Origin of the sequence: Segetibacter koreensis DSM 18137 (genome assembly GCF_000374045.1) — a bacterium.
In the GTDB taxonomy this organism is placed as follows: domain Bacteria; phylum Bacteroidota; class Bacteroidia; order Chitinophagales; family Chitinophagaceae; genus Segetibacter; species Segetibacter koreensis.
Window position 1 is genome coordinate 160,842 of record NZ_KB893318.1, and the last position, 24,964, is coordinate 185,805.

Sequence of the window (24,964 nt, forward strand, 5' to 3'; positions counted from 1 at the left end):
TTTGAGGTGGACTTCAAGTTTTTTGTTTCCAATTTCCTTTTAAAGCAAACATTACATGTAGCCTAGTATTTTAAGCATACTTTGTGCTGACTGTTCTTTTGCATACACCCAATCTTTTAGTTTGCCATCTTTGTCGTGACCCACGATTATGTGCTTAGGACTAGGTATGAGACAGTGTTTGATACCACCGTAGCCGCTAATCTGGTCCTGGTAGGCACCGGTATGAAAGAAACCGACATAAAGGGGTTCTTCTCCGGCTAATTTTGGAAGAAAAACTTCATTGATATGTTCTTCGCTGTCATAATAATCATGGCTATCACACGTTATCCCTCCAAGAACAACACGATGGTATTCTTCATCCCATTTATTAATAGGCAGCATGAGAAATTTCTCTCCAATACCCCATGTATCAGGTAATGTAGTAATAAAAGAAGAGTCAATCATATACCAGTTTTCGCGGTCATTCTGCACTTTTTGACCAAGAACACTGTAAATATGCGCCATACTTTCACCAACAGTGAAACTACCAAACTCAGTAAAGATATTTGGCATAGGCACTTTGGCTTTTTTACATGCTCTTTTAATATTGCCAACGATCTCATTTATCATAAACTGGTAATCGTATTCAAATCCCAGCGAATGTTTTATAGGAAAACCGCCGCCGATGTTGATGCTATCCAGTTCTGGACAGATCTTTTTAAGCTGGCAATACAGGTTAATAACCTTGTTCAATTCACTCCAATAATAAATGTCGTCTTTAATTCCTTTGTTTAGAAATATATGAAGCATTTTTAAAGTGAATTTGTCTTCATAACCTTCTATATGATCAACATAAAACTCAAGAATATCCTTTTGTCTTATACCAAGACGAGATGTATAAAAAGGAAAAGAAGGCTCTTCCTCTGCAGCCACACGAATACCGAGCTTAAAAGGAACTTTAACTGATTTTCTATAAGCATCTAACTCCTCTGCATTGTCAAGAACTGGAAACACATTTTTAAAACCAGTGTTTAACAGGTTGGCAATACGCTTAGTATAATTTTTTTGCTTATAACCATTGCAGATGATAAAAGTATCTTTTGTTATCTTCTTTCGCTGGTAAAGCTTTTTAATAATTTCAATATCATACGCATAAGAAGTTTCAAGATGAATTTGATGCTTTAAAGCTTCCTCAACAACAAAAGAAAAATGAGAGCTTTTGGTACAATAGCAGTAATTATAAACTCCCTCATACTTATGCTTTTTAATCGCATTTGCAAACATCTCTTTCGCCTTATTTATCTGCATTCCTATTTTTGGCAGGTACGTCAGTTTTAAGGGAGTTCCATACTTGTCTATGAGAGCTTTTAGATCAAGTTTGTTGTATTGGAGATAATTGTTTTCTAAATGAAATCCTTCCTGTGGAAAGTGGAAGGTTTGCTTCACCAAATCGGTGTAACTATTATTCATTGATGTGGGTCAGTTCTTCTTTTAATGAAAAATAACAAAATAAGAATCAAAATTAATAGATTGAAGCCTAATAAAACTAAAAAACCGGAAGCAGTATTGCTTCCGGCAGTTAATTTTTTTTAAACAGGTCGTTCGCTTATTTTACAGAAGCAACCAGGGCTTTGAAAGAAGCAGGCTCGTTCATAGCCAAATCTGCTAAAACCTTACGATTGATATCAATGCCTTTTGCAGCTATTGCGTGTATGAATTCGCTGTAAGTCAAACCTTCTTCTCTTACGGCAGCATTTATACGTGCTATCCATAAAGTGCGGTATTCACGCTTTTTAAGCTTACGGCCTACATAACTGTAGGTCATACCTTTTTCAACAATATTTTTGGCTACGGTGTAAACATTTTTACGTTTGCCATAGTAACCTTTAGCCTGGTCAAGTATTTTCTTTCTTCTGGCTCTTGATGCTACCGCATTTTTAGAACGTGGCATATTTTATAATTTTTTGAAGTCCGGGGGTTCCAATAGCTATCGGAAAAGACGGAACAGATTTTTTGAAATGAGATTATTACTTTTTTTCCTGAAAACTAATACCGAAGAATTATTTCATCCCCAATAAACGTTTTACAAAATGGGTATTCGCCGGAGATACCAGACCCTTATTGCCCAGGCTGCGTTTACGTTTTTTTGATTTTTTAGTTAAAATGTGGCGTTTAAAAGCCTTTTGAAAAGTAATTTCTCCTGTACCGGTTAGCTTGAACCTTTTTTTTGCGCTTGAGTTTGTTTTTACCTTTGGCATTAAATAATCTTATTAGATTACACCCTGCTGGCGTTTCGCACGGGCGAAAACTTATGGAGCCTTGTGGGTAATGTCTGCTTAATAGTTAGTATTGTTTTTATTAAGCGGCTGCAAAGGTAAAGGAAAACACGTTGAAAATAATCATTTAACAGGTCTTTTTATAATATAGCTTTCTTTGTATTAACTTCTGCATCTCTGTTAGTATGCTGATATCTCAATGACCTAATGTTATTCTTTATAATATATATGCACCCATAACTTCTCCATCTTCAACTTCTACCTGTATATGATCCTGTAAAGTTGTCGCTATTGATAATCCTATGTAATCAATTTTTACAGGAAAATTTTTATGCATGCGTTCTACCAGGCACATGGTCTGAATTCTTTTTGGCTGGTATTCGAGAAGGGGCTTTAAGGCATACAGCAACGTCCTTCCACTGCTGGTAACATCGTCAACCAAAAGAACACTTTTATTATTAAAATCAATTTCTTCACTATATGAAATAGCCTCATTGTTTTTCTTATCAATGCCGCATGTAATAATTTGCACCGGCTGCTGCAGCAATGGCTTTAGTAAAAGATATAACTTATTTGCTATTACCATTCCGCTGCCTTCAACGCCAATAATAATTAGTGGTTCACTTTCGGTATATAGCTGACCTGCTATTTCAAGGGCAATACGTTCCATTTTTCTTTCTGCCACCTCTTTTGATAATATCTGGTTTTTTGCCACCTCTCTTTGTTTTGAGATCAAAAATAGCTATAAAAGCAAATGATAAACAGAAATTAGAACTAATCAAAAAAGTTATATTGCATTGCAATATTTATCTATGCAAATACTTCAGCAAATTATTTTCATATTGGTTGCGGGCGGTGCCATCTGGCTGTTTGTTAAAAATGTAAAGAATATCCAAAGAAATATTTTATTGGGACGCGATATCACGTTGCATGATAATAAAGCCGAAAGATGGAAGCGCGTGTTGCTGCTTGCTTTCGGACAAAAAAAGATGTTTCGATACCCGGTGGTTGGGCTAATGCATTTTGCTATATATGCAGGATTTATTATTATAAACATTGAAATTCTCGAGATTATTTTAGATGGTATTTTTGGAACGCACCGTTTATTTGCTCCTGCTCTTGGGGCTTTATATGGATGGCTGATAAATATATTTGAAATACTTGCTTTTGGTGTACTTACAGCTTGCGTTATTTTCCTGCTTCGCAGAAATGTTATAAGAGTTAATCGTCTTAACAGGAGAGAACTCGATGGATGGCCAAAGACCGACGCTAATATTATTCTTATAACAGAAATTGCATTGATGGCGTTGTTTCTAACTATGAATGCTGCTGATAAAGCTCTGCAGTTACAACATTATGGACATTATTATCAGACTTCATCTTTTTTTATTTCGGGTTTTATAACGTCATTATTTACTAAAATGAATCCCCAAACGCTGGTAATTATTGAAAGGACCTGCTGGTGGCTACACATTTTAGGTGTCCTTGCTTTTTTAAACTACCTGCCATATTCAAAGCACCTGCACATTATTCTTGGGTTTCCCAATACCTATTACAGCAGCTTGGCGCCCGAAGGCAAGTTTGAAAATATGAAGGAAATACAAAATGAAGTAATATATGCAATGCAACCCGAACTCGCTCCTGCGGGCGAACAGCCGCCGGTAAAGTTTGGAGCCAAAGATGTACCCGACCTGTCATGGAAAAATCTGATGGATGCCTATAGCTGTACTGAGTGCGGAAGATGTACTGCTGCCTGTCCGGCCAATATTACGGGCAAAAAACTTAATCCAAGAAAGATAATGATGGATACGAGAGACCGTATGGAGGAAATTGGCAGAAATATTAATAAGAATGGTGAATATATTGATGATGGTAAAACATTATTACACGATTATATAACGGTGGAAGAATTAAGAGCTTGCACCACCTGCCAGGCATGTGTTGAAGAATGCCCCGTAAGTATTAGTCCACTAAATATAATTGTACAGTTGAGACGTCATTTAATAATGGAAGAAAGTAACGCGCCCGCGGAATGGAATAGCATGTTTAGCAATGTCGAAAATAATTTTGCTCCCTGGAAATTTTCTCCAGATGACAGGGATAAATGGGCTGAAGAGATGAGGAATAGCTAATGACTCATGAGGTACTCAGTGATTGGTTTAACGCTTTACGCAAGCTTACTTGACACATAAACAATAGTACTTTAAAACATTTTTATTGCAAAGTAACTTCTGATGATATCGTATTTAATTTTAAAAAATTTTATTTAATAATTCCATTATTATATTTTAGCAACGATATCTAACGCTATATAAGGTAATGAATAAATATAAAGGCCAACACCATTTTCTCCTTGCTGTTGATTGTATCATTTTTGGGTTTGATGGAAAAGATCTAAAGCTGCTGCTTATCCAGAGAGGTTTTGAACCTGAAAAAAATAAGTGGAGTTTGATGGGTGGATTTTTAGAAGAAAATGAAGATCTCGACCAGGCAGCTAACCGTATTCTTAAAAAACTAACTGGCCTTGAAGATATTTATCTTGAACAATTGCACGCCTTTGGTAAAATAGATCGCGATCCGGGTGAAAGAACTGTTTCAGTATCTTATTTTGCTCTTATTGATATTGAAAGATATAAGAAACAAATTACGCCCGAGTATTCTGCCGAGTGGTTTTTAATTAACGAAAGGCCAAAGCTTATTTTTGATCATGATGAAATGGTAACGTTGGCTCAAAATCAACTGCGGTATAGAGCCGCTATACAACCATTGCTGTTTGAATTATTACCCGAGCAATTTACCATCCCCCAATTGCAAAATTTGTATGAAGGTGTGTATGAAACTGTTTTTGACAAAAGAAATTTTATCAGGAAGTTGATGTCTACAGGACTATTGATTAAGCTTGCTGCGAAAGATAAATCGAGCTCTCGAAAAGGAGCTTTTCTATATAAATTAGACAAGAAACAATTTAATGCAAAATTGCATATTTTCCTCAATTATATCAACGATATGAGTCAGGCAACTACTGGTGAAGTAAAAGACTCCAATGCTTCATTGTTGGAAGTCTAAACTTAAAATTTTTTTCTCTGGTTATTGTTTAAACAACGAACTTTTTCACGAAAAATTTATCAAGATATTTTTTTAATTGTCAAAATTACATTTATCTTAGCGGTATTGTCCGTTGTTGTAGGAGCTGGCAAAGCTGGTAAAATACAAGCAAAGAACTTTTGTTTAATGGAACAAACGTGAGAATAAGTTATTAGCAGTATATTGGTTCGGGTTTTCTTATAATTGATAGATGAGTTCATTTAACGGTTCTAACAAAAAAGAATATTATGTAAAATTGTTGGGATTTGATGTAAATGAAAAGAAATTGAACCTTATTATTAACTCTAAAACATGGTGAGTTGCTTCTCAAACATAAATTGACTTTTGGGATTTTTTATATAAAAAAACCAGGGGCTTTGTTCACTTCATAAAAGTTTAATCATTACCCCTGGTTATTTTTTAGCATTATTTATCTACTTATTTTTTTTAATTATTTTTTTATGAAAAGAAATTCACTTTGTTTCTTGTTTTTCCTTTTGCTTGCAAATTTTTCTTATGCTCAAAACACTATTGTAATTAATGCAGACTCTGCAAAAACAACAATTAGTAAACATATTTACGGTCATTTTGCAGAACACCTCGGTCATGGCATCTATGGTGGTTTTTATGTTGGTGAAAACAATACTAAAATTCCTAATACCAACGGGGTGCGTAATGATATTGTACAGGCATTGAGAAAGTTGAAGATTCCTAACTTAAGATGGCCTGGAGGTTGTTTTGCCGATACTTATCATTGGAAAGACGGTATTGGACCAAAAGACAAACGTCCTACAATGGTTAATAATTGGTGGGGTGGAGTAACAGAAGATAATAGTTTTGGTACTCACGACTTTTTAAACATGTGCGAACTGCTGGGTGCAGAACCTTATATCTCTGGAAACGTTGGTAGTGGTACTCCGCAGGAACTGGCCGATTGGGTTCAGTATGTAAATTTTAATGGAGAAAGTCCCATGTCAAAGCTGCGGAAGCAAAATGGGCGAGACTCATCGTGGAAGGTGAAGTTTTGGGGTGTTGGAAACGAGGCATGGGGTTGTGGTGGAAATATGAGGCCGGAATATTACGCTGACCTGTACAGGAAGTACACAACTTTTATGTCAGATTGGAGTAACACCGGTGGGCTTTTCAGAATTGCAAGTGGTGCCAGCGATGCAGATTATAATTGGACTGAAGTATTGATGAAAAACATTCCCCTTCATATGTTGAGTGGCGTTGCTATGCATCATTATTCATCTGTGGAGTGGAGTAAGAAAGGATCTGCCACTGATTTTACAGAAGAGCAGTATTTTAAAACAATGAAATCTGCTTTATTGATGGATACGCTTGTTTCCCACCATTCTGCTATAATGGATAAATACGATCCAGGTAAAAAAGTAGCGTTGGTGGTAGATGAATGGGGTGGCTGGTATGATGTTGAAAAAGGAACTAACCCTGGTTTTCTTTACCAGCAAAATACAATACGCGACGCTATGATTGCCGGAGTTACGCTAAATATTTTTAACAATCATTCAGATCGTGTTCGTATGGCAAATCTTGCGCAGGCTATTAATGTACTTCAGGCTGTTATTCTTACCAATGAGGAAAAAATGATTCTCACTCCGACTTATCATGTAATGGAGATGTACAATGTACATCAAAACGCTACATTATTACCATTAAAAATTAAAAGCAACGACTATATTGTAGACAATGAAAAACTGCCTGCAGTTTCAGCATCAGCTTCAAAAGATTCTTCCGGTTTAACTCATATTTCATTGGTAAATATTGATGCGAAAAAATCTCAGGATATATCTCTGGAAGTTAAAGGATTAAAGTATAATACTGTTTCAGGTCGCATACTTACTTCAAATAAACTGCAGAACTTTAATTCTTTTGAAACTCCCGATAGAATAAAACCTGCTGCATTTAAGGGCGCTGTTATTAGAGGGAGCACTCTTACTGTGAAGCTTCCTCCATATTCTGTTGTAGTACTGGAACTAAAATAAATGTGATAAGGCTCGTTTTCTAAAAAAATGATTTAGAAGCTATTTGAGGCCTTTTCAATGTTCTTAATTTTTATCATCCTGTATTGCATTTAATATAAAATAATAATTGGCCATATGAAAAAAGGTTTCATAATATGCATTATTACCGCTTGTATAATTGCAGGCAACTCGTATGCGCAGCAATCAATAGTAGTAAAAGTTGACGCTGTAAAGTCAAAGATTCAGCCAACAATGTGGGGGATATTTTTTGAGGATATTAATCTTGGTGCAGATGGAGGGATATATGCAGAACTTGTAAAAAACCGTTCGTTCGAATTTGCCACTCCTTTGATGGGATGGAAACTCCAGGGGAACAATTTTAAAGAAGGAGACCTCCTGGTACAAAACAGGCAGGAATTGAACGCCGCTAATCCAAGATATATTCACGTTACCTCTCATAGCAGTGCTAAAGGTCAGCAGGGTATTACAAATGAAGGTTTTAGAGGAATGGGCATAAAAAAGGGAGTGGGTTATGATTTTTCTGTATTGTATCGCTTGCAAAAGCCCGGAGTGAAGCTGAATATTGATCTTGTTGACTCAACCGGGAAAGTACTGGGAAGCGCATCATTAATACCAGCAGCAAATCAAAACAAGGATTGGAAAAAGCAATCAGTTAGTTTTACTGCAAATGCCACAGAGCCAAAAGCGAGATTGAATATCTGGTTTGAAGGGACGGGCGTAATTGATCTGGATATGATTTCCCTTTTTCCAAAAGACACCTGGAAAAACAGGCCAGGCGGAATGCGTGCTGACATGGTACAGAAATTAGCAGACTTAAAACCTGGTTTTATCCGTTTCCCGGGTGGTTGTATAGTTGAGGGACGGGATCTGGCTAACCGATACCAATGGAAAAAAACCATTGGACCAGTTGAAGAAAGGCACCTAATTATGAACCGCTGGAACACCGAATTTGCCCATCGGCCCACGCCCGACTACTACCAAACATTTGGCCTTGGCTTTTTTGAATACTTTCAGCTTGCAGAAGATATTGGTGCAGAGCCGTTGCCAATACTAAACGCAGGAATGGCTTGCCAGTTTAATACCGCAGAAGTAGTCCCGATGGATGAAATAGGTCCTTATGTGCAGGATGCACTAGACCTTATAGAGTTTGCTAACGGAAACACTTCAACCAAATGGGGAAAGGTCAGGGCTCGGATGGGACATCCTGCTCCCTTCAACTTAAAAATGTTAGGCGTAGGAAATGAAAACTGGGGTCCTCAATACGTAGAGAGATTACAGGCTTTTACAAAAGCTATCAAAGCAAAATATCCTGACATCAAATTAGATTATAGCTCTGGCACTGATCCAAACGGTGATCGTTTTGATTACTTGAATAATTATTTAAGGAAAATGAAAGCCGATGTTATTGATGAGCACTATTATCGCCGACCTGAATGGTTCCTGGCAAATGCAAAACGATATGACAATTATGATAGAAACGGATCAAAAATATTTGCAGGAGAATATGCGGCACAAAGCGATCACACCGTAAGTGTAAATAATAAAAATAACTGGGAAACAGCAATAGCTGAGGCTGCATTTATGACAGGCATGGAGCGAAATGCTGCCGTAGTGCATATGGCATCCTACGCACCACTGTTTGCTCATATAGAAGGTTGGCAGTGGACACCCGATCTTATCTGGGTAGACAATCTTCGCTCTTACGGAACTCCGAATTATTACGTGCAGAAATTGTTCTCTAATTATAAGGGCACCGATGTTGTCTCAATATCGATGAGTAACGAAGAAATTGCAGGACAGGATAGTTTATATGCTTCAGCAGCTATCGATAAAAAAAGTAATGAAGTAATCATAAAAGTGGTGAATGCGTCCGACAAACAAAAAAACACCACCTTTTCAATTGAAGGCGCAGAAAAACTTGCAGGACAAGGTTCTCTTACCTTGTTGAAAGGAGATTCATTACAGGCAGTTAACAGCCTTGAAAATCCAACAGCAGTGAGCCCGGTAACAAAACCAGTTGAGCTAAAAGGGAAAAATCTAAATATTTCACTGGAGCCTTATTCTTTTTCAGTCATAAGAGTTTCAACCAAATAATCTTATAACTTGATTCAATTGAGTGATAGGTAAAGCAAGGAAAATAAAGAAAACTGCTGTTTACTGTGTTTTTCAAAAAGCCTTCGGTTCTTTTTGGAATGGAGTGAAACTGGTAAAACTAAACAACGAATTAACGGCAGTTGCTCACTCCGAAACTGGTACACTGTTGCTTCCCGTAAGAGAGATTTTATCCTTCCTGACTCCATTGCTGGGAATGCAGCTATTGAAGCTCCTTTCATTTTTAGAAAAGGGAAATATTATTACCTTTTTGTTTCCTGGGATTATTGTTGCCGGGCAGAAAAAAGCACTTACAAGGTCGTAGTGGGACGGAGTGAAAAAGTCTATGGACCATATGTAGATAAAGATGGTGTGCCTATGAATTTGGGAGGAGGCTCATTAGTTATAGAAGGAGATCAAAATTGGTTTGGTGTGGGACACAGTGCTACTTATACTTTTGATGGAACTGACTATTTAATTTTTCATGGTTATGATGCAGCTGACAAGGGACGCTCTAAATTAAAAATCGAAAAATTAAATTGGTTTAACGAATGGCCTGTGGTGATGAGACAGCCTTATTAAGAAAGATTTAAATGCTTTTTATTTTATTGCATTAAACTTTTATTTTGAAAACATAATTTCAAAATAAAAGTTTAATGGTACTTTTAAAAATTTAAAATGATTGCTCCTCGTATATAACGAGGAAATTACTTTACCGAGGAGATTGTTTTTACGGTTGAAAAGCCTGCCATTCTGTTAATGCCAGTGGTAATAAAATTACCTGTCTTTTCCTCCCCAGCTCCTTTACCATATCAAAAGGTAAGATTGAAGAATGATTAATACTAAATAAAATAAAATGATAAAAACCTTTCAAAACTTTGCTTGTGGGATTATGCTTACAGGTGTTCTTGCTTCCTGTTCAAATAATAGTACAAGCAAAAATGAGTCTGCTGATTCAACAACAACTACAACTACTACAACTATGAAAAAAGGCATTCAACAATCAGATTGGGGAGAGTTTGATGGTAAGAAAGTTTATTTGTATACACTTACAAATAAAGATGGCGCACAGGTAAAAATAAGTAACTATGGCGGAACGATTACTTCATGGGTCACTCCTGACAGTAAGGGGAATAAAAGCAATATAGTTTTAGGTTTCAATGAATTGAAGGGATACCTCGCTCATCCTCCTTACTTTGGAGCAACAGTTGGCCGTTATGGAAACCGTATCGCGAACGGCAAATTTACTCTGGACGGCAAGACATACAAGCTTGCTACCAATAACGGCAAAAATGCGCTGCATGGCGGTCTTAAGGGTTTTGATAAAGTGGTATGGGATGCAGCACCCTTAGCAGGCGAAACTCCGGCATTGACATTACATTATGTAAGCAAAGATGGCGAAGAAGGATATCCGGGAAATTTAAAAGTGACGTTGACATTTACCTTATCTGACGACGATGAATTGAAAATAGCTTATGATGCAGAAACTGATAAAGCAACTCCTGTTAACTTAACCAATCATAGTTATTTTAATTTGACCGGTGATGTTAGCAATACTATTCTTAATCATGTATTGATGATAGATGCTGATAAATATACTTCCGTTGATACAACTTTAATACCTACAGGAGAATTAAAATCTGTAAAAGGAACTCCATTTGATTTTACAACACCTCATAAAATTGGTGAACGTATTGACCAGGTAAAAGGTGGCTACGACCATAATTTTGTTTTGAACAAGAAAGGAAATTCTTTCGAGAAAGCAGCTGAAGTTACAGACTCAATTAGCGGAAGAAAAATGGAAGTATATACTACCCAACCAGGTATTCAATTTTATACCGGTAACTTCCTAGACGGCAGTATTAAAACTGATGATGGTAAACCCATTAACCAACACGCTGCTTTATGCCTGGAGACTCAACATTTTCCTGATTCTCCTAATCAGCCTTCTTTTCCTTCTACTATTTTGAAGCCGGGAGAAAAATATCATCATGAAACTGCTTACAAGGTATCGGTAAGTAAATAACTGTTTGAATAACCGGAACAAAATTTTGTAGTGAAGAAAAAACAGTTGACGACACTGGCCGGAATAAAGTTGCCAATGTTGGCGATGCTGCTTGTTTGTACAGGCATCCATTCTTTTGCTCAAAAAAATATCTATAATATTAAAATAGATGTTACTCAAACAAAAGGGTCGATAAAACCAATATGGGCATTTTTTGGCTATGATGAGCCGAACTACACTTATATGAAAGATGGACAAAAGCTGTTGACAGAGTTGTCTGCATTAACTCCTGTTCCTGTATATGTAAGAACACATAACCTGCTAACTACCGGTAATGGAAAGCCGCATTTGAAATGGGGTTCTACAAATGCATATACCGAAGATTCTTCTGGTAATCCGATTTATGATTGGCGAATAACTGATTCCATTTTTGATACTTATGTCAAAAGAGGTATGAAGCCAATTGCTGAAATCGGGTTTATGCCTAAAGCTTTGTCTGTAAAACCTGAGCCTTATGAGCACAACTGGACTCCGGCAGCAGATTATAAGGATATTTATACAGGTTGGGCTTATCCACCAAAGGACTATAAAAAATGGGGTGAGCTTGTGTATCAGTGGGTAAAACATTGCGTAGAACGATACGGGAAGAAAGAAGTGGAATCATGGTGGTGGGAAGTTTGGAACGAACCGGATATTGGTTATTGGCAAGGTACACGTGACGACTATTTTAAACTTTACGATTTTGCTGCAAATGCAGTAAAAAGAGCATGCACAGGTGCACGTATCGGCGGACCAACTACTACAAGTCCGAGAGCTGAAAAAGCAAATGCTTTTCTTAAGGCTTTTCTGAACCATTGTGCTGATGAAACAAATTATGCAACAGGGCAGAAAGGCTCACCTCTTGATTATGTAAGTTTTCACGCAAAGGGTAGTCCTAAATTTATGGAAGGTCACGTAAGAATGAACATGGCTGTTCAGCTTACAGATATTTATAAAGGTTTTGAAGCTGTGGCTGCTTCGCCTAAATTCAAAAATCTGCCTGTAATTATTGGTGAATGTGACCCTGAAGGTTGCGCAGCCTGCTCCGTAGACTTCAATCCGCAAAATGCCTATCGTAATGGCGCAATGTATTCAAGTTATACTGCCGCTTCTTATGCACGTATTTACGATATAGCAGAAAAGCTGGGAGTTGATATTGAAGGGGCTGTAAGCTGGTCTTTTGAGTTTGAAAATCAACCTTGGTTTGCTGGATTCAGAGATTTGGCTACAAACGGCATTGACAAGCCCGTCCTCAACGTGTTCAGGATGTTTGGGAAAATGAGAGGTAAACGATTGGTTGTAGAAAATGACAAGGCCTTTTCTTTAGAACAACTGCAAACAACAGGTGTGCATGACTCTGTTGCTGATGTCAATGCAATTGCAACTACCGGCGAAAGAGAAGCTGATATTTTATTATGGAATTACTACGATGATGATACATTAGCACCGGAAGCAACCGTAAAGTTGCAATTAAGTAATATTCCTGCAAAAAAAGTTATTATTAGTGAATACCGAATTGATGAAGAACACAGCAATTCATACACGCAATGGAAAAAAATAGGTTCCCCACAACAGGTTAGCAAAGAGCAATATTCCATGTTGGAGAAGTCTGAAAAGCTGCAATCTTATCGCAAGCCTTACACTGCTTCGGTAAGAAATGGGGTAGTAAATGCTGATGTTCGTTTACCGGGCCATGCCGTATCTTTATTTAAAGTAAAATGGTAATTTAATTATAAATAAAAAAATAAATATAATATTAAAAATAGTAATTGTAAAATTGACATTTATCATTTAAGTTTTATTACATTTACCTTTTAAAATATACCCAACTGCTATATGAAATTTTTCATTGACACTGCTAATCTCACTCAAATTAAAGAAGCAAACGAATTAGGTATTCTTGATGGTGTTACCACCAATCCTTCTCTGATGGCTAAGGAAGGAATAAGAGGGGAAGAAGCTATTAATGAGCATTACAGAACCATTTGCGATTTAGTAGATGGTGACATAAGCGCAGAGGTATTAACAACAGAGTTCAGTACAATTGTAGAAGAAGGTAAAAAACTTGCAGCACTTCATCCCAACATTGTGGTGAAAGTCCCTATGATTAAGGATGGAGTAAAAGCAATTAAATGGTTTGCAGATAACGGAATAAGAACAAATTGTACTTTAGTATTTTCAGCAGGACAGGCAATACTTGCAGCAAAGGCTGGAGCCAGTTATGTTTCACCTTTTCTTGGTCGTATAGATGACAGTGGCTGGGATGGTATGCAACTGATAAAGCAAATTGTACAAATTTTTAAAGTGCAGGATTATAAGACAGAAATTCTTGCTGCATCCATTCGCTCCCCTAATCATATAATCGAGGCTGCTCTTGCAGGTGCTCATGTTTGCACTTGTCCGCTTGAGCCTATTCTCGGGTTATTAAAACATCCTTTAACCGACATTGGTCTTGCAAAATTTTTAGAAGACGCTAAAAAAATGTAATTAAAAACTATGGAAATACAAGAATTAAAAGATATTGCTTCGCAGGTAAGACGCGATATAGTACGGCAGGTACACTCATCCCAGTCTGGTCATCCTGGTGGTTCTCTTGGATGTACTGACGTAGTTGTCTCCCTTTACTTTCACTTTATGAAAATAGATGATGAAAAAGGTGAAGACGGATTTTTAAAATTTTCAAGGGAAGGAAAAAACGAGGACTTATTCTTTCTTTCCAATGGCCATATTTCTCCCTTGTTCTATTCAGTCTTAGCAAGGCGCGGATATTTTCCGATAGAGGAATTGTCTACTTTTCGCAGAATAAACTCGCGTTTACAGGGTCATCCTGCTACGCATGAGCATCTTCCTGGTATCCGCATCGCATCCGGTTCGTTAGGGCAGGGACTTTCTGTTGCTGCAGGCGCTGCCTATGCTAAAAAGCTAAGACAGGATGATAAACTGGTATTTGTATTAATGGGCGACGGCGAACAGCAGGAAGGACAGGTATGGGAAGCGGCTCAATTTGCTGCACATCATGAGCTTGATAATCTTATTGCTATTATAGACTGGAATGGTCAGCAGATTGACGGGCCTACAGAAAAGGTAATGAGCAATAAGGATTTAAAAGCAAAATACCAGGCTTTTGGTTGGGAAACTGTTGACTTGTCAAACGGAAATGATATGAAGCTGACAGTAGAAGCGCTTAATGAAGCAAAACAAAAAACCGGAAATGATAAACCAGTGCTTATATTAATGAAATCTGATATGGGCTTTGGTGTAGATTATATGATGGGAACACACAAGTGGCACGGTGCTGCACCAAATGACGAGCAATTGGAAGTTGCACTACTTCAATTACCAGCAACATTTGGAGACTATTAATTTTTCTCACATAAATCTTTGTATAAACGAAGAAACATTTTTAAACTTTTAAATTTCCCCTTTAGGGGATTAAGGGGTATGAAAAAATACACTTTCACAGATAAAAAAGATACCCGTTCTGGTTTTGGAGCAGGTATGGCAGAATTAGGGAAAAAAAATCCAAATGTGGTTGCGCTGTGCGCAGACCTTGTTGCTTCTCTAAAGTTAGATGCATTTATTAAAGACAATCCTCAGCGTTTTATTCAATGCGGAATAGCAGAAGCTAACATGATTGGCGTATCTGCCGGCCTTGCGCTTAGTGGTTATATTCCTTTTGCAACCACTTTTGCAAACTTTGGTTCAGGCAGAGTTTACGACCAGATAAGACAAAGTGTTGCTTACTCAAATACCAACGTAAAAATTTGCGTTTCTCATGCAGGGTTGACTTTGGGTGAAGATGGTGCTACCCACCAGATATTGGAAGATATTGCAATGATGCGTGCAATGCCTGAAATGACAGTTATCAATCCCTGCGATTTTAACCAGACGAAAGCTGCAACCATAGCTGTTGCCGATTATAATGGCCCGGTATATCTTCGTTTTGGTCGACCTGTTGTTCCCATTTTTACAGCGCCTGACCAAAAATTTGAAATAGGAAAAGGATGGATGGTCAATGAAGGAAAAGATGTAAGCATTTTTGCTACCGGTCATCTTGTGTGGGAAGCAATACTAGCCGGCGAAATTCTTGAGAAAGAAGGAATAGATGCTGAAATCATTAATATTCATACCATAAAGCCTCTTGATGAGCAAGCTATTTTACAATCTGTATCTAAAACCAGGTGTGCTGTTACTGCAGAAGAACATCAACTCAATGGTGGTCTTGGTGATGCCGTTTGCCAGGTATTAAGCAGAAATATGCCGTCGCCAGTAGAAATGATTGGTGTAAATAACTCTTTTGGAGAAAGCGGAACGCCTGCACAATTGATGGAGAAATATGGTTTGAATGCTCAAAATATAGTAAATGCTGTTCGTAAGGCGATAAGCAGAAAATAGCTTTTATAATAAAAGTATTAAAAACATTTTTATGATTGCTTCCAATGAATATGTTATCGGCGTTGATTATGGCTCTGACTCTGTCAGAACTATAGTCGCAGATGCTCATAACGGTAATGAAATTGCCTCATCTGTTTATTATTATCCCCGCTGGAAAGAACAGTTGTACTGCAACGCTGCTATTAACCAGTTTCGCCAGCATCCTTTAGATTATGTTGAAGGATTGGAAGAAACTATAAAACAATGCCTCACACAGGCAGGTGCTGCAGTAGCTGCAAACATTAAAGCAATATCAGTTGATACCACCGGCTCAACTCCGGTAGCTGTTGATAAAACTGGAAGTCCACTTGCCCTACTACCTGGTTTTGAAAACAATCCAAACGCAATGTTTGTACTTTGGAAAGACCACACATCAGTAGAAGAAGCAGCAGAAATAAATGCTCACGCCGGGAAGTTTGATACAAATTACCTTCAGTTTGTAGGCGGCATATATTCTTCCGAATGGTTTTGGGCAAAACTTCTCCACGTGCTTCGTAAGGATGAGCAGGTAAGAGGTTCTATTTATTCATTTGTTGAACATTGCGATTGGATACCTTTTTTATTAACAGGTGGCAATGATGTAGCTCAAATGAAAAGAGGTGTATGCGCAGCGGGTCATAAAATATTGTGGGCGAAAGAATGGGGTGGACTGCCACCAAATGAATGGTTCGCAAGCCTCGACCCATTGTTAGATGGATTTACCTCGCGTCTTTTTAAAGAAACGTATACGTCGGACCAGGCTGCAGGAACCATAAGTAAAGAATGGGCTTCCCGGCTTGGATTACCCGAAACTGTGGTTATTGGTGTTGGTGCTATGGATGCACATATGGGAGCAGTAGGCGGCCAGATTGAGCCATACTATTTAAGTAAAGTGATGGGAACTTCCACCTGTGATATGCTTGTCGCGCCGGCTGATGAAGTGGAAGGTAAACTTGTCGCTGGTATTTGCGGACAAGTGAACGGTTCTATCATACCTGGAATGATTGGTATGGAAGCAGGGCAGTCAGCTTTTGGTGACGCTTATGCATGGTTTAAAAAAGTGCTTACATGGCCTTTACAAAACATACTCTCAAAATCATCAATAGTAAGCCTCGATGTTGTAAAGCAGTTGGTTGAGGAAACGGCCGATAAAATAATTCCTGAATTAAGCAGACAGGCAGAGCAATTATCTATAGAAGATGTTGGCGAGTTAGCGGTCGACTGGTTCAATGGTCGCCGTACTCCTGATGCCAACCAATTGATGACTGGTGCTGTAATTGGAATGGATTTGGGCACCGACGCTCCAAAAATATTCAGGGCAATTGTTGAGGCAACCTGCTTTGGAGCAAAAGCAATTGTTGAACGATTTGTTGAACAGGGAATCCCGGTAAAAGGTTTAATAGGTATGGGCGGAGTTGCACGAAAGTCTCCATTCATAATGCAGATGATGGCCGATGTGATGAACATGCCTATCCGCATACATAAGTCAGAACAAACCTGTGCCCTTGGTGCAGCTATGTTTGCTGCAACTGCCGCAGGAATTTTCAATAAAGTAGAAGACGCCATGAACGCAATGGGGCAGGGGTTTGATGCAGAATATCATCCAAATCCAGAAAAAGTTTCTTTTTACAGAAAACGCTACGAACAGTATAAGCAGTTGGGAAAATTTATTGAACAGCACACAAATGGGGGTAAGAAAGATGAGGTTCTTGAGCCCGAGCAATTAGCGATGGATAGTGAGCAACTAGTAATGGCAGTGAACAGTGAAAAGTGAATAATTAATAATGAAAAGTGAAAAATAAAGCACTAAAGTGTGATTAAAGAGAATGCTTTAAAATGTAAGAGCTATGAATTTGCTATAAGAATTGTCAAACTGTCACAGTACTTGCAAACGGAACAAAAGGAATTTGTTTTGTCTAAACAAATATTAAGAAGTGGTACTGCAGTGGGAGCACTGATAAGAGAAGCCGAATATGGACAAAGCAAAACAGATTTTATACACAAACTCACTATATCCCTTAAAGAAGCTAATGAAACAGAATATTGGATAAGCATTTTAAAGGATACCGGATACATTGACTATAAATTGTACGACAACCCAGTAAATGATTGTAAGGAGTTACTAAGATTATTAATTACATCAATCAAAACAGCGAAACAAAACAATGAATAACGAACAGTGAACAATGAGTGATAAGCAATGCAATAATGATTTGAAGTTGATTGTGCGCTCTATTGTTTGTTTAGGTACATCACTGTTAATTGTTCTCTATTAATTGTTCGTGGTTCCCTGTTCATTGTTCATTTAATATCCCTCAGCATGAGTAAATACAACGATATAAAAGAGGCCGCTTACGAAGCAAATATGCAATTGCCGAAATTAGGCCTGGTGCTTTTCACTTTTGGTAACGTAAGTGCAGCCGATAGGGATTTGGGCGTTTTCGCTATTAAGCCTAGTGGTGTCCCGTACGAAAAATTGTCTCCTGATGATATGGTGATTGTTGATTTTGATGGTAAAACCGTTAAAGGCAAATTACGTCCCTCTTCAGATACGCTAACCCATGCGGTATTGTACAAGAATTGGGAAAATATTGGCGGAATTGTTCATACACATTCTACTTATGCAACTGCGTGGGCTCAAACCCACCGCGACATTCCTAATTACGGAACCACACATGCAGACCATACCACTGCCGATATTCCCTGTGCACCCCCCATGAGTGATGAGATGATACAAGGAAATTATGAATATGAAACAGGTTTCCAAATTATAAATTGCCTCAAAGAAAAAGGCTATAGTTACGAAGAAGTCGAGATGATTTTAGTGGGTAATCATGCGCCTTTTACATGGGGCAAAACCGCTGATAAGGCAGTGTATAATAGTGCAGTGCTGGAGGCAATTGCCCAAATGGCGTTTATAACGGAACAAATAAGACCCGGAAATCCAAAGCTGAAAGAAGCTTTGATAAAAAAACATTTTGAAAGAAAACATGGCCCAAATTCTTATTACGGACAGTAGTTGTCTTAATGGGATGTGAGGAGTTATTTAAAGTGTTTGATAGAACAAAAATATATTTTTGAGCAGGCAGAAGAATAACTATTGTGCTTTTGTTGTGTCACTCACTTGTACTTCCTGTTCTCTATTCGTCGGCAAGGGCTACAAAAAATTCAGAAATCGCGGATATTCAATATTGTGTTTTTGTCTTTAATATAAGGAAAGCTGAAAACAAAAAAATATACATAATTAAGACTATGATTGATTTAAAAACGCTGGAGGTTTGGTTTGTAACAGGCAGCCAGCATCTATACGGTGAAGAAACTTTAAGACAGGTTGCGGAGCATTCACAAACTATTGCAACAGCTTTAAATAATGCTTCTCAAATACCTGTATCTGTTGTGTTTAAACCTACTGTAAAAACAACAGAAGAAATTTATGGCATCTGTCAGGAAGCGAACGTTGCTAAAAATTGCATTGGCATTGTCGCCTGGATGCATACATTTTCACCTGCTAAGATGTGGATAGGTGGTTTAAAGATTCTTAAAAAACCTTTACTGCATTTTCATACCCAGTTCAACCGCGATATTCCATGGAGCGACATTGATATGGATTTTATGAACCTTAACCAAAGTGCTCATGGCGACCGCGAGTTCGGTTTTATGATGACTCGCATGCGTATAAACCGTAAGGTAGTTGTGGGTCACTGGCAGGATGAGCAGGCTATAGCGCAGATAGGTTCATGGGCAAGAGCGGCCGCAGGTTGGAACGATTGGCAAGGTGCTAAATTTGTTCGGTTTGGAGATAATATGCGTTACGTAGCAGTAACAGAAGGCGACAAAGTAGAAGCAGAATACAAGTTTGGATTTTCTGTAAATACGCATGGAATTGGTGACCTCGTAAAGGTTATCAATGCAGTAAGTGATGCTGATGTTGCTACACTTATACAGGAATATGAGGACAGGTATAAGTTAGCAGACAATTTAAGAAAAGGTGCTGAAAAACATCAATCGCTTATAGAAGCTGCGAAAATTGAAATAGGTCTACGAACTTTTTTGCAGGAAGGAAACTTTAAAGGCTTTTCTGATACTTTCGAAGATTTGCATGGAATGGTTCAATTGCCAGGTATTGCAGCGCAACGTTTAATGAATCAGGGATATGGTTTTGCCGGCGAAGGCGACTGGAAAACTGCCGCGCTGGTACGTGCGATGAAAGTAATGGGAAGTGGCCTTCCCGGTGGCAATGCCTTTATGGAAGATTATACTTACCATTTTGACCCCGCCAACGCAATGGTCTTAGGTTCTCATATGCTTGAGGTAGATGAGTCTATAGCACAGGGAGAGATTTCTTGTGAAGTTCATCCTTTAGGTATTGGTGGTAAAGCAGACCCGGTCAGGTTAGTATTTAATTCTGCTGCAGGTCCTGCGCTAAATGCATCTCTTGTAGACATGGGAAATCGGTTCAGGCTAATAGTTAACGAAGTGGAAACAGTTGCCGCAGAACATGATTTACCTAAACTTCCTGTAGCTCGTGTTTTGTGGAAACCCTACCCTGATATGAAGACAGGTTGTGCTGCATGGATTTATGCCGGTGGCGCTCATCACACCGGTTATAGTCAAAACCTAACATCCGAACACATGGAAGATTTTGCCTCATTTGCAGGAATAGAATATGTTCTTATTGGAAAAGAAACAAACCTTTTTCAATTGAAAAACGAATTGAGGTGGAGCGAAGCTTATTACCAGTTAAATAAATTGTAAAAGCAATTAACAATCTTAGTATCTTAACGCCCGATTATAAAAAAACAAAATAATTACTAACCCAGAAACTTGCTTATGGAAAAGGGATTAACCACTGCTGACTATGCGGTATTTATCATTTACTTTATCATAGTATCTGTATATGGTTACAGTATCTATCATAAACGCAAAAAGGATGAACACGATGCCAAAGCATATTTTCTTGCAGAGGGTCATTTGACTTGGTGGGCAATTGGTTCTTCTTTGATTGCATCTAATATCTCAGCAGAGCAGTTTATCGGTATGAGCGGTGAAGGATTTTTTTTAGGTGTCGCAGTTGCTGCTTATGAATGGCTGGCTGCAGTTGCCCTAATTATTGTCGCAGTATGGTTCATCCCCGTTTATCTTAAGAACCATATTTATACAATGCCCCAATTCTTAAAGACCAGGTATAATGAATCCGTGGCATTGATTATGGCAATTTTCTGGTTATTCCTGTATGTGTTTGTAAACCTTACGTCTATTTTATATCTCGGCGCCGTTGCCATAAACGGGCTTACGGGCGGTGGTTACCTTCATATTATTATGGTTGCTCTTGCTGTATTTGCCCTGGTAATTTCACTCGGTGGTATGAAAGTGGTTGCTTATACAGATGTGATCCAGGTCGCTGTATTGATAATCGGTGGATTGGTAACTACTTACATAGCGTTGACTGTTGTAGGTGAAAAATTCGGTGTAGGCGCAAATGCCATTGCCGGCTTTAAGGCGCTTATGAAAGATGCTCCCGAACATTTTAAGATAATCATACCCCGACCAACTGCTACTTCCAGTCAAAATGAAATAAATAAATATCTCACTTTTCCCGGATTGGCTTCTTATCTCGCCGGCATATGGATTATTAACCTGAATTATTGGGGATGTAACCAATATATAACGCAACGAGCATTGGGAGCAGATTTGCATACCGCGCGTACCGGTATTTTGTTTGCCGGTCTTTTAAAATTAATGATGCCTCTCATTGTAATGCTACCGGGTATCGCTGCTTACGTGTTGTACAAAAATGGTAGCCTGCCGCAGTTAGTGGGAGGTAAAGACGGAGCCTATTCTGCAGTACTTACTTTTTTACCGACCGGATTAAAGGGCTTGTCTGTTGCTGCGTTAACAGCCGCAATCGTGGCTTCTCTTGCTGGTAAGGTTAATAGTATCTCTACCATTTATACTTTAGATATTCACCATAAATATTTCGGAAAAAAAGCTGATGAAAGAAGTTTGGTGCGCACTGGCCAGGTTGCAGTATTTATAGCAATGATACTGGCAGTGTTATTTACGTGGAACGATTTGCTTGGTATAGGTGGCGTTGGTGGATTCACTTACATACAGAAGTACACCGGCTTTATAAGCCCTGGTGTTTTTGCAATGTTCTTCTTGGGCATGTTCTGGAAAAGAACAACAGGGGCCGCCGCTGTAGTAGGTGTTATATTAGGGTTTTTATTATCCGTATTATTTAATGAATTTGCTCCTGGGATTTTTGGTAACAATACAATTTTGTATACTGCTTACCCAAATGGCAAAGGAGGATTTGAAATACCATTTCATATTTGCATGGGCTTATCATTTATGTTTACCATGATCGCAATGATCGGATTAAGTCTTGCTGGTCCAAAAATCAATCCGAAGGCATTCGAGCTAGATACAAACATGTTTAAGGTGAAACCGCAAACACTGGCGATGATCCTGGTAACACTGCTTCTTATTGCAGCTTTGTATGTGAAGTTCTGGTAGTAATAAAAGTAAAGAAGTTAATAAAAGAAGCAGGTTTTATGCCTGCTTTTTTTATTACTGGTGAATCAGTTGATAGTTCTTTCTAAGTTATTAACGCTATTGTAAAAGATATATGAAATGAAACTACTTGTTCTTTTGCATTGCCGAGTCGGCCTTTTTATAGGCATTGCTTGTATTCATTGCAGCAGTGTCAGTACTGATTACATTACTGTTATCCATGCCCGATGGATGCTTTGTGGTATCGATAGCCGAAGGATTTGTTAGTCCGGTGCTGTCAGTAGTGTTGCCGGTAGTTTCATTATTATTCGACAAATTTCCGCTGCAACTGCTAAGCGCAACGATTACCAATAACCCAATCCAAATTTCTTTCATAACAAGAGTTTATCGTATTGTAGCAATTTCGCTGCCATGTTATCGGTAATTGCACTAATATTATCTCGTTCATTGCTTTAATGATTTTTTTAAACATACCTATAATAATTCTATATCTTTCCTTCTCCTTCATTTAACTATATTTGCCCCTCTTTTTAAAAAATTCTGTAACCGGCAGAAGAACTTATAAACCATTTCTCTTGGTGTCTTCCCGAGCCGGCGGAAACTGAAATATTTTATCGAGCTATAACTATATCATATGTACAGGACACATACATGCGGACAACTAAGATTAACAGATGCAGGAACGGCAGTTACGCTTGCAGGATGGGTGCAAACTGTTCGTAAATTTGGCAGTATTACTTTTGTAGACCTTCGAGACCGCTATGGAATTACTCAATTATTGTTTAATGAAAACCTCAACGAGCAGTTAGATAAACAGCCATTGGGTCGTGAGTTTGTGTTGCAGGCAAATGGAATTGTACATGAACGAAGCAATAAGAATGTGAACATTCCGACCGGTGAAATTGAAATTCTTGTATCGGAATTTAAGATTCTTAATAAATCTGCAGTTCCACCCTTTACTATCCAGGATGATACTGATGGCGGCGATGATCTCAGGATGAAATACCGCTATCTCGACCTTCGTCGCAATGCTGTAAAAAGAAATCTTGAGCTTCGTTATGCAGTTAATCGCGCAGCAAGAAATTATCTTCACGAAAAGGGCTTTATAGATATAGAAACCCCGTTTTTAATAAAATCAACACCTGAAGGTGCGAGAGATTTTGTTGTTCCCTCAAGAATGAACCCAGGGCAATTTTATGCATTGCCGCAGTCTCCCCAAACTTTTAAGCAACTGCTGATGATAAGTGGTTATGACCGATATTACCAGGTAGTAAAATGCTTTAGAGACGAGGACTTACGTGCCGATCGTCAGCCAGAGTTTACACAAATAGATTGTGAGATGGCATTTGTAGAACAGGAAGATATTCTGAATATGTTTGAAGGAATGATAAAGTCGATCTTTAAACAGGTAAAGGAAATTGATTATAGTGAAATTGTAGAAAGAATGACTTGGGAAGATGCTATGTGGACATATGGAAATGATAAGCCAGATATAAGATTTGGAATGAAAATAGGAAATTTAAAAATTCCTTCCACTATTTTCCTTAATAAGCAAGAAGTTCTTAAAGCTTCGCCATTGGGAAAGGGCGCATCTGGTTTTCCTGTTTTTGATAATGCGGAAACCGTTCTTGCTATAGCCGTTCCTGGTTGTGCTGATTATACACGCAAACAGACAGATGAGTTAACCGAATGGGTAAAACGGCCCCAGATAGGAATGCAGGGTTTGGTGTTTATAAAATACAATGCAGACGGTTCTGTGAAAAGTAGCGTAGATAAATTTTTTAATGAACAGCAATTAAAGCAGATAACAGCAACTTGTGAAGGAAAGCCAGGTGACCTTATCCTCGTTTTGGCAGGAAGAGAAGAAAAAACAAGAAAAGCGATTAGTGAACTTCGCCTGTTAATGGGGCAAAGACTAGGTTTACGAAAAGATACAGAATTTAAATTATTATGGGTACTTGACTTTCCTTTGTTTGAATATTCCGAAGATGATAACCGTTGGGTAGCCCGCCACCATCCTTTCACTTCCCCTAAGCCCGAGCAAATTGACGTTATGATTAATAACAATCCTGTTATTAAAGATGCCGCCGATTATTTAAATCATCCCTATTCAAATATTAAGGCGAACGCCTATGATATGGTACTAAATGGAAATGAAATAGGTGGAGGTTCAATCCGTATTTTTCAAAGAGAGCTGCAAGAAAAAATGTTTGCAGCATTAGGAATGGATGAAGAAGAACAACAACAAAAATTTGGTTTTTTATTAGGTGCATTTGAATATGGAGCTCCTCCACATGGTGGCATCGCTTTTGGCTTCGACAGGCTGTGTGCAATATTGGGAGGAAGCGAAAGTATTCGTGACTTTATAGCCTTTCCTAAAAACAACAGCGGTCGGGACGTTATGCTAGATGCGCCCGGTCCTATTGATCAAAAGCAGTTTGATGAATTACAAATAAAACTTGATTTGAAGTAATCTTATTTATGCGAATTATTATTTTTAACATTATTGGCTGATTAATAAGACCTTTCTCTATTTCAAAAGGTTTTTAAATAAAATGAGG

21 protein-coding genes and 1 pseudogene are annotated in these 24,964 nt (G+C 38.2%); 16 read left to right on the top strand and 6 right to left on the bottom strand.

Translation table 11 applies throughout. The features are described from left to right. Positions 1-51: 51 nt before the first annotated feature. The 5 genes and pseudogenes from B154_RS0106810 to B154_RS0106830 all read right to left on the bottom strand — a co-directional run bounded on the left by B154_RS0106810 (position 52) and on the right by B154_RS0106830 (position 2,970). Positions 52-1,449 carry a type III PLP-dependent enzyme domain-containing protein gene (locus B154_RS0106810; protein WP_018612821.1) on the bottom strand — a complete coding sequence of 466 codons (1,398 nt, stop codon included), beginning with the start codon at positions 1,447-1,449 and terminating at the stop codon, positions 52-54. Continuing rightward, positions 1,446-1,535: pseudogene (locus B154_RS33775) on the bottom strand (LPXTG cell wall anchor domain-containing protein); the annotation flags it as partial. The gene B154_RS0106810 and the pseudogene B154_RS33775, both read right to left, overlap by 4 nt. Before the next feature lie 50 nt (positions 1,536-1,585). Beyond that, complete coding sequence (gene rplT, locus B154_RS0106820; RefSeq protein WP_018612824.1) at positions 1,586-1,930, bottom strand: 50S ribosomal protein L20; 345 nt, start codon at positions 1,928-1,930, stop codon at positions 1,586-1,588. 109 nt (positions 1,931-2,039) lie between these two features. Further along, positions 2,040-2,237 carry a 50S ribosomal protein L35 gene (gene rpmI, locus B154_RS0106825; RefSeq protein WP_018612825.1) on the bottom strand — a complete coding sequence of 66 codons (198 nt, stop codon included), beginning with the start codon at positions 2,235-2,237 and terminating at the stop codon, positions 2,040-2,042. Between the two features lie 235 nt (positions 2,238-2,472). Continuing rightward, positions 2,473-2,970: a phosphoribosyltransferase family protein gene (locus B154_RS0106830; protein WP_018612827.1), complete on the bottom strand. Its 498-nt coding sequence runs from the start codon at positions 2,968-2,970 to the stop codon at positions 2,473-2,475. A 97-nt stretch (positions 2,971-3,067) separates the two neighbouring features. Between B154_RS0106830 and B154_RS0106835 the strand changes: the two genes are divergently transcribed. The 15 genes from B154_RS0106835 to B154_RS0106920 all read left to right on the top strand — a co-directional run bounded on the left by B154_RS0106835 (position 3,068) and on the right by B154_RS0106920 (position 22,406). After that, the gene (locus B154_RS0106835; protein ID WP_018612829.1) at positions 3,068-4,387 is read left to right on the top strand and encodes a 4Fe-4S dicluster domain-containing protein; all 1,320 of its coding nucleotides are present in this window, start codon (positions 3,068-3,070) and stop codon (positions 4,385-4,387) included. 187 nt (positions 4,388-4,574) lie between these two features. Further along, positions 4,575-5,321 carry an NUDIX hydrolase gene (locus tag B154_RS0106840; protein ID WP_018612831.1) on the top strand — a complete coding sequence of 249 codons (747 nt, stop codon included), beginning with the start codon at positions 4,575-4,577 and terminating at the stop codon, positions 5,319-5,321. Between the two features lie 479 nt (positions 5,322-5,800). Continuing rightward, positions 5,801-7,342 (top strand): alpha-N-arabinofuranosidase, encoded by a 1,542-nt coding sequence (locus B154_RS0106850; RefSeq protein ID WP_018612835.1) that lies wholly within the window; start codon positions 5,801-5,803, stop codon positions 7,340-7,342. Positions 7,343-7,456: 114 nt separating this feature from the next. Then, on the top strand, positions 7,457-9,436 hold the full coding sequence (locus tag B154_RS0106855) for an alpha-L-arabinofuranosidase C-terminal domain-containing protein (RefSeq protein WP_018612837.1): 1,980 nt from the start codon (positions 7,457-7,459) through the stop codon (positions 9,434-9,436). A gap of 93 nt (positions 9,437-9,529) precedes the next feature. Beyond that, positions 9,530-10,015 (top strand): family 43 glycosylhydrolase, encoded by a 486-nt coding sequence (locus tag B154_RS31290; protein ID WP_071595263.1) that lies wholly within the window; start codon positions 9,530-9,532, stop codon positions 10,013-10,015. Between the two features lie 274 nt (positions 10,016-10,289). Then, positions 10,290-11,459, top strand: a complete 1,170-nt coding sequence (locus B154_RS0106875; RefSeq protein WP_018612843.1) for an aldose epimerase family protein — start codon at positions 10,290-10,292, stop codon at positions 11,457-11,459. 30 nt (positions 11,460-11,489) lie between these two features. Beyond that, on the top strand, positions 11,490-13,202 hold the full coding sequence (locus tag B154_RS0106880; protein ID WP_245542563.1) for a GH39 family glycosyl hydrolase: 1,713 nt from the start codon (positions 11,490-11,492) through the stop codon (positions 13,200-13,202). Between the two features lie 111 nt (positions 13,203-13,313). Next, the gene (gene fsa / locus B154_RS0106885; protein WP_018612846.1) at positions 13,314-13,964 is read left to right on the top strand and encodes a fructose-6-phosphate aldolase; all 651 of its coding nucleotides are present in this window, start codon (positions 13,314-13,316) and stop codon (positions 13,962-13,964) included. A gap of 9 nt (positions 13,965-13,973) precedes the next feature. Further along, positions 13,974-14,840 (top strand): transketolase, encoded by an 867-nt coding sequence (locus tag B154_RS0106890; protein ID WP_018612848.1) that lies wholly within the window; start codon positions 13,974-13,976, stop codon positions 14,838-14,840. 78 nt (positions 14,841-14,918) lie between these two features. Continuing rightward, the gene (locus B154_RS0106895; protein ID WP_018612850.1) at positions 14,919-15,872 is read left to right on the top strand and encodes a transketolase family protein; all 954 of its coding nucleotides are present in this window, start codon (positions 14,919-14,921) and stop codon (positions 15,870-15,872) included. Between the two features lie 31 nt (positions 15,873-15,903). Next, a complete protein-coding gene (locus B154_RS0106900) occupies positions 15,904-17,664 on the top strand; it encodes a ribulokinase (protein ID WP_018612851.1) in 1,761 nt (586 codons plus the stop codon). Positions 17,665-17,703: 39 nt separating this feature from the next. Beyond that, complete coding sequence (locus tag B154_RS0106905; protein WP_018612852.1) at positions 17,704-18,063, top strand: four helix bundle protein; 360 nt, start codon at positions 17,704-17,706, stop codon at positions 18,061-18,063. A 147-nt stretch (positions 18,064-18,210) separates the two neighbouring features. Further along, positions 18,211-18,909, top strand: a complete 699-nt coding sequence (locus B154_RS0106910; RefSeq protein ID WP_018612854.1) for an L-ribulose-5-phosphate 4-epimerase — start codon at positions 18,211-18,213, stop codon at positions 18,907-18,909. Between the two features lie 233 nt (positions 18,910-19,142). Beyond that, a complete protein-coding gene (gene araA, locus B154_RS0106915; RefSeq protein WP_018612856.1) occupies positions 19,143-20,645 on the top strand; it encodes an L-arabinose isomerase in 1,503 nt (500 codons plus the stop codon). Positions 20,646-20,720: 75 nt separating this feature from the next. Next, positions 20,721-22,406, top strand: coding sequence for a sodium/sugar symporter (locus tag B154_RS0106920; RefSeq protein ID WP_018612857.1), 1,686 nt, complete (start codon positions 20,721-20,723; stop codon positions 22,404-22,406). Between the two features lie 123 nt (positions 22,407-22,529). Here B154_RS0106920 and B154_RS0106925 read toward each other — a convergent pair whose 3' ends face one another. Continuing rightward, the gene (locus tag B154_RS0106925) at positions 22,530-22,778 is read right to left on the bottom strand and encodes a hypothetical protein (protein ID WP_018612859.1); all 249 of its coding nucleotides are present in this window, start codon (positions 22,776-22,778) and stop codon (positions 22,530-22,532) included. A gap of 259 nt (positions 22,779-23,037) precedes the next feature. On the opposite strand from B154_RS0106925, the gene aspS reads away from it, so the two are divergent. After that, a complete protein-coding gene (aspS, locus tag B154_RS0106930; RefSeq protein ID WP_018612861.1) occupies positions 23,038-24,876 on the top strand; it encodes an aspartate--tRNA ligase in 1,839 nt (612 codons plus the stop codon). Positions 24,877-24,964 lie beyond the last annotated feature (88 nt).